Below are 11,148 nucleotides of genomic sequence, written 5' to 3' on the forward strand. Positions count from 1 at the left end.
GGAATAAATCTTAAAGAATCACTATTCATACAGTATCTAAGACCATAAATTGCTATAGAATCATCATTAAATACATGTGTATTACGATATAACAATTATCTCTATGCGTTGGTTTAATTCTTTTTCAAAATACAATAGTACATTAAATGCTTTGCATTTCATATGGCAACTAACACAGCTTTTTCCTGTGATTTTACTTAATAATATTTCTATTTCATTTACATTTTTGTAGGGACACGTAGCACATTACCTATTATTTAAATATTAACTTATTAATTTATTTTATTTTTTATATTAAATTCTATTTATATACTAAATAAAAACAGAGACATCACCATAAATTTCAAAATTTTTATGGTAATATCTTTGTTTTTATATAAATATTTATTTACATTTTACATAAGTCTGTTTAAAACATATTCTTTAAATTTTTCAAAGTCACCACTTTTTATTGAAGTACCTTCATCTATTTTATTATTTATGTAATCATATTCTGCAAAACCATAATTAAATTTAGGACTAGATACTCTAATTGCAACATCATTAATTGTGTATACAGCTTTATTTTCTAAAACTTTAGTTAGAAATTCTAATAACTCTTCACAAGATTTAACTTTTCCTTTTAAAATCATTTTCAAACCATAATAAAATAAATTATAAGAACCATTTAGTTCATTGATTTGTTCATTTCTGATATAGAATGTTTTCCCTGTGTTATAAAAATATTTCATAGACTCAAAAGTTAAAGTCCTATATTCGTTATTAATTTCTACTTTTTCATTATATAAGTCTTTTAATCCATCTAATATACTTTCCCAACTTCTTGTATTTAATGATTTATTATCATTTATAACTTTATTAAATTTATCAACTGACTTTTCAAAATCCTTTTCTTTATTTACTATAGTACTATTTACTAAAATTGTATATTCATCATTCTCATATACTAAACTTATTTTCTTTTCCATAATAACACACTCCATATAATAATAATTAATAATTATTATTATATCATATTAATTATTAATTTCTACTACTAATTCTTATGTATCAGTTTATATTGATTAGATTAATCATAGGCATACCTAGTGTAATCCTAATGGGTTATATAGTTAATTATTCTATGAATGATAGCTCTATAGAAAAACTTTATAAGTACTAATAAATATCCATAAAATTTTGTGGATTTTTATTAAACATATTTTTATATCTGCTATAACCTAACTCATCCATTTTATCCTTTGGTATAAATTTAAGTGCAGCTGAATTTATACAATATCTAAGTCCTCCAAGTTCCTTAGGGCCATCATCAAACACATGACCCAAATGAGAATCTGCAGTGTTACTTCTTACTTCCGTTCTAATGAGTCCATGACTAAAATCTCCTTTTTCTTTAATAACTTTCTCTTCTATTGGTTTAGAAAAACTTGGCCATCCACAACTAGAATTAAATTTATCCTTTGATGAAAAAAGCGGTTCCCCACTTACTATATCTACATATAGTCCTTCTTCATTGTGATTCCAAAATTCATTAGTAAAAGGTTTTTCTGTGCCATTTTCTTGAGTAACATGAAATTGAATTTTATTAAGTTTTTTATTTAATTCTTCTAATGATGGTTTTTGATATAATTTATTAGTCATAATATTCCCTCCTCATAAGTTAATATTATCTAAATTCTTATAAATATGCTAATATAGGTTATTAAATTTTAATTATAAAAAATGATAAAAGCCACCTAATTAATAGGTAGCTTTATTATTTAATTCCTTCACAAATGTACAAATATATTTTTTCACTCCAATGTTTATGAAGCTTTGGATCTATGTCTGCTACAAAAAATAAAAATTCATCTAGTTTGTTTCTTTTGTAAATTCCCTTCATTAAATGTCGCGGATAACTTACTACTTTGGTAAATTGATTTTTAGGATCTATAACCTTTACTGAGAAATCTTCCTGAACGTATAAATCCTTACATCTTATATCTAGCCTTTTATAGCCTAGTTTCTTGAAATCTTTTATTAATTTAACTAAATGTTCAGCTAATGTTCTATTCATATTATTTCTTCTTAAAAATTTATCTAAACGTATACCACCTACAAAGTCTCTTATAATATAATGTTTTCCATGTTCATATACCTTAGGAAAATACTTGCTTTTCTTTGAACGAATTAAAATATTATATTCATCCTTGCAGACTTTTGGACTATTAAATATTTTTATAATTTTATTATCTGGGAGCAAATAAACTACCCCATTATTCCCTTTACCTAAATATTCTGCTTCTCTTATTATTTTTTCTGTCTTTTCGTTTAAATAAACTGGATTTGTAAAAGGCCTGCCCATATATCCTCCAAATTTATCGCTATCCTTATAATTATATGCTATGCCTTATATAATTAGCATTAATTTGAATGTTATAGAATGAATAAATAAAAATAAGGTACTTAATACTAAAGTAAAACAATTATTTTGAGGTGAAATATGAAGGTGAGATTAGGATATGTGTCTATAGCTTTAAATTTACCTAAGATAACTACATCTAGTAAGGTAACTTTTTCATATTATAATAAACTACAAAGTGATGATGAAAAAATTAAAAAGCTTGTATCAGTAACTAGATCTAATTTAGATGATTTATATACTATATTAAAATATAATGTATCAAATGGAATATTTTTTTACAGGATTACCTCATCGTTAGTACCTTTAGCCACCCATCCAGATGTAACTCACTGGAGATATCGAGAGCTCTTTAAAAAACATTTTAATTATTTAGGAGAATATATAATTAATAATAAATTGAGGGTTGATACTCATCCTAATGAATTTAATGTAGTTAATAGTACAAAAATAAAAACAGTAGAAAATACAAAAAGAAATTTATTATTTCATGCAAATTTGTTTGAAGATTTGAAATATCCTTTAGGAAAAATGATTCTTCATATAGGTAGTGGTGAAGGCGGAAAGGAACAGGCATCCTTAAGATTTATAAATAATTTTAGGAAGTATCCTAATAGCATTACTTCAAGAGTAATCTTAGAAAATGACGATAAGACTTTTACTGCTAAAGAAACACTAGAAATATGCAATGTTCTTAATATACCAATGGTTTTAGATGTTCATCATCATAAGTGTAATAATAATGGAGAAACTATTACTGATATGTTAGAAGGAATTTTTAATACATGGAAAAATGAAGAGTTACCACCTAAGCTACATTACTCAAGCCCTCGAGATGGTAAGTTAGATAGAAAACATGCAGATTATATAGAAGTTATAGATTTTATTGATTTTATAGAAAACTGTAGAAATATAAATAGAGATATAGATATTATGCTAGAAGCTAAGAGTAAAGATCTGGCATTGTTCAAACTTGCAAAAGATATAAAGATTATGAGACCAAATTGGAAATGGATTAATGAAAGTACGTTTATAGTTTAAATTTTTAACTAATACTAACAAAGAAACAGTAGATAGGTTTGTATTTATACAAATTTATCTACTGCCCTATGGAACTTGATATTCTATATTTTATCTATTTTTCTAATTCTTTTTCATCTTCTCTTTAAACATTGATTTGCACTTGTTTGCATATTTTTTCAATGTTTTTATTCTTGGAAAATATGGAATTTGAAATCATTTATACATTTACTAAGTGATTTTTCAGTTTCATCAAAATAAATATCATATTTCTCAAGTTTTTTGTTACATATCCTTAAATCTCTAATTTTAGTTTTAAATGATTCAGTATCCTTAATTAATAATTCATGAATTCTATGTTCTAATCCCATTTCTTTAAGAATGCTCTCTCCAAGTTCATAGGTGTTTAAATTATTTTCACTACTTGCATTATAAACTCCTCCAGGCAATTGAAGAATTTTATCAAAAGCATTTATTAAATCATATACATATGTTATTCCTCTATATTCATTAGCTCTAAATTCTACTGGCTTATTGTTCAACGCTGCTTTTACCACATTCCAAATTATATTTGGTTTTAATGGCTTGTTTCTTTCTGGTAAACTATAAAGCCAAGTTATTCTTAAAATAACCGCATCCTCCAAAATTTCTTTTATTGCCTTTTCCGCCTCTAATTTATGTTTACCGTATATATTATTTGTAATTGGTACAGTATTTTCACCATATGGACCTATATCCTCATTTCCGCCATATACTTGATCTGAACTTAAATATATCATTTTTACTCCCATCATATCACAGGCTTTAGCAATATTTATTGATCCACTAACATTGACATCATAGGATAACTTAGGATTTTTTTCACAAAAACCTGTGTCTGATATTGCTGCTGTATGAATTAAATAAGTTGGTGTTACACTCTTTATTACTTCAATTGCTCTTTCATAGCTTTCTATATCTAAATCATTATGGCTTAAAGGAATAATATCATATTTATCTTTATAAAAACCTATAAATCTTGAGGCGAAAAATCCATTGGAACCTGTGATCGCTATTTTTTCCATAATACCACTTCGCTTTCCGAAATAATACATATTAATTCATATTATACTCCTTTAAAATGTAGTTCATTATCGTATTTTCAGTAATTATTCTGTTTATTTACGACATATAATTACTTATTTAAGGTTATATACATAATTATTTTTTTATAGGTCTCATTTTCTAAAAATATATAATTTAATTTTATTATTTTATAAAGTTTTAATATATATTTTACTCAGTAAATATCTAAAGTGAATTAACACAATTTTACGTGGAGTACTTAGACAGAAAGTACAATAAATACAAACAAAAATTATAGCCTCAAAAATATAAGTATCTAATATTAAGTTGATTAGATATCTATATTTTTGAGGCATTAAACTCTTATATATTTAAATTTTCTACTAATTTTACATATTTATTAATATGAAATAGAAGCTTTAATTAGTTATTTTTAGGATTCTTTAAGGAAATTAGACCTGGAAAAACCTCTGAACCTAAAGAACTTATATCTTCCCCATTCTCTAGAAATTCTTTAATTTTATCAACATCCTCTAAATAGCTCCAGTTATTTTCATCATCGAGGGCATCAATATATTCACTAGATACTTCTTCCAAAGAATCATCATAATTATTTTCTAAATCCTCTTCTAAATCGAAATCACTAAAATCTTCAATATTTATTTTTTCATTATACTTTTTAAATGCAATATTTTGTTTTTTATCTTCAAAAACTTCATCAATCTTAATAGCTTTTACATCATATCCTTCTAATTGCAAACATTTTCCACAATTATCACAGGTTTTGTTATTATTAAGTTCGCACAAGTCACATTCATTACAATTGTTACAATTTTTATTTCCGTCAAAGATACATATTTTATTCATCTAACTACCTTCTTTTCACTATAATTAGTTTTAAAGCAAATTTTATTGTAACAAATTAATAATTTAAATTCAACTATTTGTTAAGTTTATAGACTTTGTAATTTAATAATAAAGTAAAAGTACTCCACAGTAAATAAGGTAATGGTATTAGTCCTGCTATTTTATCTCTTCTATAAAAAGCGATTACTGTAAGTAATATAAATATTAATAATAATACAATATCTATAAGAGCTAAAAATCTTAATTGAAAATAAAAAAATATAATAGGCCAAGCTAAATTTAAAGCTAATTGAATTATATACAGTATTACTTACATTTAAAACCTCAAACATTTTTCACTTCATAACTCTTTTTATAAAAGGTATTCATGCAATGAAAAAATTATAACAATTATGGTTATATCTAACTTTAATCTAGACAATAATAGGATTATAACTTACTATTATTAGTATGAAATATAATATTTTTAAAAGCTTTATTTTTGCTTTTAGTATATATACATAGGAGGATTTATTATGGCAAGTAATTATTCATTTGATATTGTTTCTGAAGTAAATATGCAAGAGGTAGATAATGCTATCAATCAAACATTAAAAGAGATCGGTCAAAGATACGATTTTAAAGGAACTAAAACTCAAATTGAGCTTGGAAAAGATGAAATTAAAATAGTATCAGACGACGAATACAAATTAAATGCAGTTATTGATGTTCTAAAAGGAAAATTTATAAGAAGAGGAGTTTCTCCTAAAGCCTTAGAGCTTGGTAAAATAGAAACTGCATCATTAGGTAGTGCAAGAGTAATAGCTAAAATAGTAAAAGGAATTTCTACTGAAAAAGCTAAAAAAATAGTAGCAGAAATAAAAGCAAGCAAAATTAAGGTACAAACTCAAATTATGGATAATCAATTAAGAATTACAGGAAAAGATAAAGATGACTTACAAGCAGTTATCCAATTAGTTAAATCAAAGGATTTTGGAATAGACCTTCAATTTACTAATTATAGATAAAAAATTATATTTTAATTAATTATATTTTAATTAATTATATTTTAATTAAATATATTAAAGAAAAAATTCTCCATCTATTAATCAATGGAGAATTTTTTTCTTATATTATAGATCCTTAAAAATTATTTGTGTATATAAATTATTATTTTTTAGCTCTAACTACTAATGAAAAAGAGTCAATGGTAAATTCTTCTTTTAAAAAGCTACCAAATAATTTTATATCTGTAAAACCTACATTTAAAAGGATTGATACTAATTCTTCACTTTTAATTATTAAAAGTGGTACAGAATTTTCATAAATTTCTTTGCCACCTTTTAGAACTAATTTAGTATTAAAGTCTACTTTATTATTTTCTGGTTTGTGTATATAATGCCTTATAAATTCTAAAGGAACTTCAGAATTTCGTATTGTAGGTAATTCTGTAATTCCAAATTTAACTATTCTATCATAATTGACAATTTGAATGATTAACTCTCCATGATTTTCTAGCATTGAATAAATATCCTTTATTAATCTAAATATTTTGTCTTTATCCTCTAAATGTACTATAGAATTTCCTACACAAAATATAGAATTATATTTATTCTCTTTAAATATTTCATTTATTTTAGTCATATCCCCACTTATAAAATTAACTTTATTTTCTTCATTGATATTTTTACCAATAGCTTTTTCAATCATATTTTTCTCTAAATCTATTCCATCCACCTTAAACCCCATTTTAGAAAGTGCAATGGAATAATCTCCTGAGCCACAGGCTAAATCTAATATTCTATCACCTTCTTTTAGGTTTTCACTAATAAATTTTAAGGTATTTTTATTTAATGGAAATACATATTCATATACTTTACTTAACTCTCCATAAAATGACATTTTGGCCACTCTCCTTTTTATTACAATAATAACAGTATTTTTATATTTTTTACTTGTACATTATGTATATTTTTATTTTAATTGGATAATTTAATAATATAATATTTACAAACATATTATCAAATATTTTTACAAAAATTTGCGTAAATAATAACACATATGTTTACCAATATTGATAATATGTACTATAAGTATTTTTAAAAAGTATTTTTAAATATTTATAAAATTTTTATATGCTAATAGGAGGAGAAAAATGAAGTCAACAGGTATAGTTAGAAGAGTAGATGAATTAGGTAGAATCGTAATACCTATAGAATTGAGAAGAACTTTAGATATTGAGATTAAAGATGCATTAGAAATATATGTGGATAAAGATCAAATTATCTTAAAAAAATACGAACCAGCTTGCATTTTCTGTGGAAATGCTAGAGACATTACAAATTACAAAGGAAAAAATATATGTAATGAATGTCTTGAAGAATTAAATAAGGAAAAATAATAGTATCTTTACAATTAGAAAAAGTATTTCAACCCATTAATTGGGTTTTAATATAAAATGAGGGTTGCCTATTTTTAGGTAATCCTTGTTTTAATTTTTATGATAAATAAAAATTAGTAACGAATTATATGAATAATACATAATATATACTATCCTATACAATATATGTAACACAGGGGGGTATACAATGAGAGACTGTTCATTAATACTAATACTATTACTATTATTCTGTTGCTGTCCATTCTTCGGCATATGGTGGTGGCTAATTATACTAATTTTATTGTTTGATTTCGATGATTGTGACTGTAGAAGACGTCGTGACCATTGCTGTTGTTAATATAAAAAGAAGGGTGAACCTCACTCTTCTTTTTCATTTTTGTATATTGGGGTATTACCAACACTTTGATAAAAATTCCCGTTAAGCATTTTAATAAAAATTGGTCCACTGTTGTCAAATCATTAATTGTTTTTTATTTTCAAAACAATTCTTTAACGTTTTAAATCTCCATTTTGCGAATTCTACATCTTATTTATACTTTTTCACAAAAGTGTAGTAGTCATCTTATATAAAATCTTTCTAATAAAAACTTTAGGTATAAGATTGATGTTAGTGTGATTAAAAATTGGGAGGATACAATTTGATGAGCAATCATTGAATAATTACCTTCAGAGATATGCGTAATGGTCAAAGGTGAAGAATCTATCTGCTGCCTATATATTCTGCTTTATCTAGATAAACATTTTTATTTTGCTTACCTAATATTAGCTAAATAACGGTTTATAGCTACTATCATAAGAAACGTTTATAGCCTCATCTCCATGAACAAAAATAATTAACCTCATTTCTTCATTTAACGCTTTCTCCACTCCATGAAATACCAATATGGTTCGTGAAAAAATATCAATTTCCAGAAACTAATTTTTTTATTTTTAATTTGGAATCCTTTTTTTGTATAAAGATGAATAGCATTCTTATTTTTAGTAGAAACAAATAAAGTTAATTTGCCTCCTTGCTCAATAAAATCTTGTGCCCAATTTATAAGCACTTTTCCTATGCCCTTTCACGATAATTTTTATCTACTGCAATATGATTAATATAACATTCCCCTTTTTTTACAGAATGATCTAAGACTAACAGTCCAGCAATAAGTTTAATCACATTTTTATGTCCATATTGTTTAGATAAAGATAAATAATCAAACTTTAACCCTTTTTTTTATTTGACTTTTTCCTTATTAACATGGTAGCACAGATGTTATGGTTATCTTTAACCACTAATTGTTTCGCATTATGTGAATCGTACGGAATCTTCCAAAAATGATTTATCAGAGAGAGATAGTTAATTTCATCAAGATTAACAAGTGAAGTAAATTTTGATTGAAAAGCATTTATAACTAAAGATTTAATCTTCTCATCTTGATAAATATTACAGTATTTCACTTCGATATAATACATGCTTACACATCCTTTAACTAAACTTTTATTTGTATTTCATAAACAAGAGCCTCAGCATGAAAGATAGATGAGTAGGATTTCTCAATTAGAATTACAGGATTATGATGAATAAAAGCAGAATTCTTAATATAACGCTCTAAGTGATCTAAAGCTTTTTCTATATCTATTTTTTCATATACAAGAAAGTTTTTACATAAATATTCTCCTTCTTCTAAATTTATAATTTCTTTATTTTCACTTTCAATGTATACAGCTAATTCTTTCTCGCCATATAAATAAATCAAATCACTGTTAAAGAATGAAGAAAATTCCTTTGACTTTCTTTTTAATTTATTTAAATCTATATCTTCTGATTCACCTAATATATCTTTTTTACAGAGATAGCGTTTAGGAAAATATTGAATTTGAAAGTTATTCATATTATCTTTTAAACTCTGTTGATTAGTTAATATTTGTTGGGTTTTCTCTTTTACAAGAGTTAGCTGTTCTATTTGTTTTTGTATTTTTTGTAATGATTCTTCTAAAAGTAATTCAAATTGTTTTGGAGTATAATCATTATTTGCTTCATAAATTTTCTGAACAGGTATTTGTAAACTTCTTAAGAGTAGTATTTGTGAAGCTGGTATATTTCATTGATTCCATACATTCTGTAACCATTATTATCAATATAAGCAGGTGAAAATATTCCTTTTTTTTCAAAGTATCGCAGTTGGTGAACAGATACTTTCATTAGCTTAGCTAATTCGCTAATTTTTAAATAATTTTCCATAATTATGATCCTTTCCTGTGTGGTAAATTTATTATATACCTTAGGTCAATACTAAGGTCAATAGAAATCATAGTAATCTTTTTCTAATTATGAAGAAATATTTAATATGTAGGAATATTTATACTAAAAGATAATGAATAGAAATCTTATAGATATTTATTTTAAGCATTTAAAAAACAACAACGTAGTATATCGCTATACTACGTTGTAACTATCATTTATGGTAATATTATGAGTAGAGTCTAACTCTATATTCAATTTTTAGATATTTGGCTATTTCTGAAAAAGTTGTGAGAAATTTCCTTTATTTCATTTTGATTTTTTACACTTTTATATGGGAACCAGTACTTTGGAAAAAGATTTTTATATAATGGAGTATTAAATCTATCATCTATTAATAATATTATTCCTTCATCATCATCTGTTCTAATTACCCTTCCTACCGCTTGAATTACTTTATTCATTCCTGGAAAAGTATAGGCATAATGAAATCCACTCTTATTTTTATTGTTAAAATGCTTATTTATTAAATCTCTTTCTAAACAAATTTGAGGTAATCCTACACCTACTATTGCGGTTCCAATAAGTTTATCTCCTTTTAGGTCTATACCTTCTGAAAAAACTCCACCTAAAACACAAAATCCAATAACATTATTCTCATCAAAATTTCTTAAAAAGCTTTCCCTATCCATTTCTGTCATGCCATAATTCTGAAGTTTAATATTGAAACAATTATATTTTTTAATAAATCTACTATATATTTCTTCCATATAATTATAGGATGGAAAAAATATTATATAATTACCAGATTTAGATGATATTAGACTGTAAATATACTCAACTATAGAATCATAGCTGTATTTTCTATACTGATATTTGGTTGAGATTTTATCTGCAACTATTATTTCTCTATTTTTTAGATCAAAAGGTGACGGTAGAGTTAAATTATAATCTCCTTCATTAGAACCTAACATTTCCTTATAATAATTCATAGGTGAGAATGTTGCAGAAAAGAAAATAGTAGATATAGATTTCCCAATAACATCTTTAATTAAATTACAAGGATTTATGCAAAATAGCTTTATGATTAAATTATTTCCTAACTTTTCACCATAACAAATATAATTCTCATCAAAGACTTCACTAATTCTGTAAAAAGCTAATAATTTAAAATATAAATCTAATAATTCA

General features: G+C 24.8%; 15 protein-coding genes. 4 read left to right on the plus strand and 11 right to left on the minus strand.

Features of this window, described 5'->3' with window-relative positions; translation table 11 throughout:
* Nucleotides 1-395: 395 nt before the first annotated feature.
* From ACY1IQ_RS20610 to ACY1IQ_RS20620, 3 genes are all read right to left on the minus strand, one after another.
* Nucleotides 396-968, minus strand: a complete 573-nt coding sequence (locus ACY1IQ_RS20610) for a hypothetical protein (RefSeq protein ID WP_461615754.1) — start codon at nt 966-968, stop codon at nt 396-398.
* 190 nt (nt 969-1,158) lie between these two features.
* Nucleotides 1,159-1,641: a peptide-methionine (R)-S-oxide reductase MsrB gene (gene msrB / locus ACY1IQ_RS20615; protein WP_461615755.1), complete on the minus strand. Its 483-nt coding sequence runs from the start codon at nt 1,639-1,641 to the stop codon at nt 1,159-1,161.
* A 115-nt stretch (nt 1,642-1,756) separates the two neighbouring features.
* Nucleotides 1,757-2,344 (minus strand): protein kinase, encoded by a 588-nt coding sequence (locus ACY1IQ_RS20620; protein WP_461615756.1) that lies wholly within the window; start codon nt 2,342-2,344, stop codon nt 1,757-1,759.
* 138 nt (nt 2,345-2,482) lie between these two features.
* Between ACY1IQ_RS20620 and uvsE the strand changes: the two genes are divergently transcribed.
* A complete protein-coding gene (gene uvsE / locus ACY1IQ_RS20625; protein ID WP_461615757.1) occupies nt 2,483-3,442 on the plus strand; it encodes a UV DNA damage repair endonuclease UvsE in 960 nt (319 codons plus the stop codon).
* Nucleotides 3,443-3,609: 167 nt separating this feature from the next.
* Here the strand turns inward: uvsE and ACY1IQ_RS20630 are convergent, their stop codons facing one another.
* The 3 genes from ACY1IQ_RS20630 to ACY1IQ_RS20640 all read right to left on the minus strand — a co-directional run bounded on the left by ACY1IQ_RS20630 (nt 3,610) and on the right by ACY1IQ_RS20640 (nt 5,660).
* A complete protein-coding gene (locus ACY1IQ_RS20630; protein WP_461615758.1) occupies nt 3,610-4,485 on the minus strand; it encodes an SDR family oxidoreductase in 876 nt (291 codons plus the stop codon).
* Nucleotides 4,486-4,909: 424 nt separating this feature from the next.
* Nucleotides 4,910-5,353: a hypothetical protein gene (locus ACY1IQ_RS20635; protein ID WP_461615759.1), complete on the minus strand. Its 444-nt coding sequence runs from the start codon at nt 5,351-5,353 to the stop codon at nt 4,910-4,912.
* 73 nt (nt 5,354-5,426) lie between these two features.
* Nucleotides 5,427-5,660 (minus strand): TspO/MBR family protein, encoded by a 234-nt coding sequence (locus ACY1IQ_RS20640; protein ID WP_461615767.1) that lies wholly within the window; start codon nt 5,658-5,660, stop codon nt 5,427-5,429.
* A 208-nt stretch (nt 5,661-5,868) separates the two neighbouring features.
* Here ACY1IQ_RS20640 and ACY1IQ_RS20645 point away from each other — a divergent pair, with 208 nt between their 5' ends.
* The gene (locus tag ACY1IQ_RS20645; protein WP_461615760.1) at nt 5,869-6,360 is read left to right on the plus strand and encodes a YajQ family cyclic di-GMP-binding protein; all 492 of its coding nucleotides are present in this window, start codon (nt 5,869-5,871) and stop codon (nt 6,358-6,360) included.
* 142 nt (nt 6,361-6,502) lie between these two features.
* Here ACY1IQ_RS20645 and ACY1IQ_RS20650 read toward each other — a convergent pair whose 3' ends face one another.
* Entirely contained in the window at nt 6,503-7,234 is a 732-nt protein-coding gene (locus ACY1IQ_RS20650; RefSeq protein ID WP_461615761.1) for a class I SAM-dependent methyltransferase, read from the minus strand.
* A 253-nt stretch (nt 7,235-7,487) separates the two neighbouring features.
* On the opposite strand from ACY1IQ_RS20650, the gene ACY1IQ_RS20655 reads away from it, so the two are divergent.
* Together ACY1IQ_RS20655 and ACY1IQ_RS20660 are read left to right on the plus strand one after the other, a co-directional pair.
* The gene (locus ACY1IQ_RS20655; RefSeq protein WP_461615762.1) at nt 7,488-7,733 is read left to right on the plus strand and encodes an AbrB/MazE/SpoVT family DNA-binding domain-containing protein; all 246 of its coding nucleotides are present in this window, start codon (nt 7,488-7,490) and stop codon (nt 7,731-7,733) included.
* A gap of 187 nt (nt 7,734-7,920) precedes the next feature.
* Nucleotides 7,921-8,070 (plus strand): hypothetical protein, encoded by a 150-nt coding sequence (locus ACY1IQ_RS20660; RefSeq protein ID WP_461615763.1) that lies wholly within the window; start codon nt 7,921-7,923, stop codon nt 8,068-8,070.
* A 514-nt stretch (nt 8,071-8,584) separates the two neighbouring features.
* On the opposite strand, the gene ACY1IQ_RS20665 is transcribed toward ACY1IQ_RS20660, so the two are convergent.
* The 4 genes from ACY1IQ_RS20665 to ACY1IQ_RS20680 form a co-directional block, all read right to left on the minus strand.
* A complete protein-coding gene (locus ACY1IQ_RS20665) occupies nt 8,585-8,788 on the minus strand; it encodes a GNAT family N-acetyltransferase (RefSeq protein WP_461615768.1) in 204 nt (67 codons plus the stop codon).
* 417 nt (nt 8,789-9,205) lie between these two features.
* Nucleotides 9,206-9,607 carry a hypothetical protein gene (locus tag ACY1IQ_RS20670; RefSeq protein WP_461615764.1) on the minus strand — a complete coding sequence of 134 codons (402 nt, stop codon included), beginning with the start codon at nt 9,605-9,607 and terminating at the stop codon, nt 9,206-9,208.
* A 179-nt stretch (nt 9,608-9,786) separates the two neighbouring features.
* Nucleotides 9,787-9,957 carry a helix-turn-helix domain-containing protein gene (locus ACY1IQ_RS20675; RefSeq protein WP_461615765.1) on the minus strand — a complete coding sequence of 57 codons (171 nt, stop codon included), beginning with the start codon at nt 9,955-9,957 and terminating at the stop codon, nt 9,787-9,789.
* A gap of 254 nt (nt 9,958-10,211) precedes the next feature.
* Nucleotides 10,212-11,148, minus strand: a 937-nt coding sequence (locus tag ACY1IQ_RS20680; protein ID WP_461615766.1) for an ATP-dependent DNA helicase, incomplete at its 5' end; no start/stop codon positions are given.

It is taken from the genome of Clostridium sp. Marseille-QA1073 (assembly GCF_054863625.1).

Bases quoted from the DNA above. Each gene is read 5' to 3' on its own strand.
- ACY1IQ_RS20610 (WP_461615754.1), bottom strand. From the start codon at position 968: ATGGAAAAGAAAATAAGTTTAGTATATGAGAATGATGAATATACAATT.
- msrB (WP_461615755.1), bottom strand. From the start codon at position 1,641: ATGACTAATAAATTATATCAAAAACCATCATTAGAAGAATTAAATAAA.
- ACY1IQ_RS20620 (WP_461615756.1), bottom strand. From the start codon at position 2,344: ATGGGCAGGCCTTTTACAAATCCAGTTTATTTAAACGAAAAGACAGAA.
- uvsE (WP_461615757.1), top strand. From the start codon at position 2,483: ATGAAGGTGAGATTAGGATATGTGTCTATAGCTTTAAATTTACCTAAG.
- ACY1IQ_RS20630 (WP_461615758.1), bottom strand. From the start codon at position 4,485: ATGGAAAAAATAGCGATCACAGGTTCCAATGGATTTTTCGCCTCAAGA.
- ACY1IQ_RS20635 (WP_461615759.1), bottom strand. From the start codon at position 5,353: ATGAATAAAATATGTATCTTTGACGGAAATAAAAATTGTAACAATTGT.
- ACY1IQ_RS20645 (WP_461615760.1), top strand. From the start codon at position 5,869: ATGGCAAGTAATTATTCATTTGATATTGTTTCTGAAGTAAATATGCAA.
- ACY1IQ_RS20650 (WP_461615761.1), bottom strand. From the start codon at position 7,234: ATGTCATTTTATGGAGAGTTAAGTAAAGTATATGAATATGTATTTCCA.
- ACY1IQ_RS20655 (WP_461615762.1), top strand. From the start codon at position 7,488: ATGAAGTCAACAGGTATAGTTAGAAGAGTAGATGAATTAGGTAGAATC.
- ACY1IQ_RS20660 (WP_461615763.1), top strand. From the start codon at position 7,921: ATGAGAGACTGTTCATTAATACTAATACTATTACTATTATTCTGTTGC.
- ACY1IQ_RS20670 (WP_461615764.1), bottom strand. From the start codon at position 9,607: ATGAATAACTTTCAAATTCAATATTTTCCTAAACGCTATCTCTGTAAA.
- ACY1IQ_RS20675 (WP_461615765.1), bottom strand. From the start codon at position 9,957: ATGGAAAATTATTTAAAAATTAGCGAATTAGCTAAGCTAATGAAAGTA.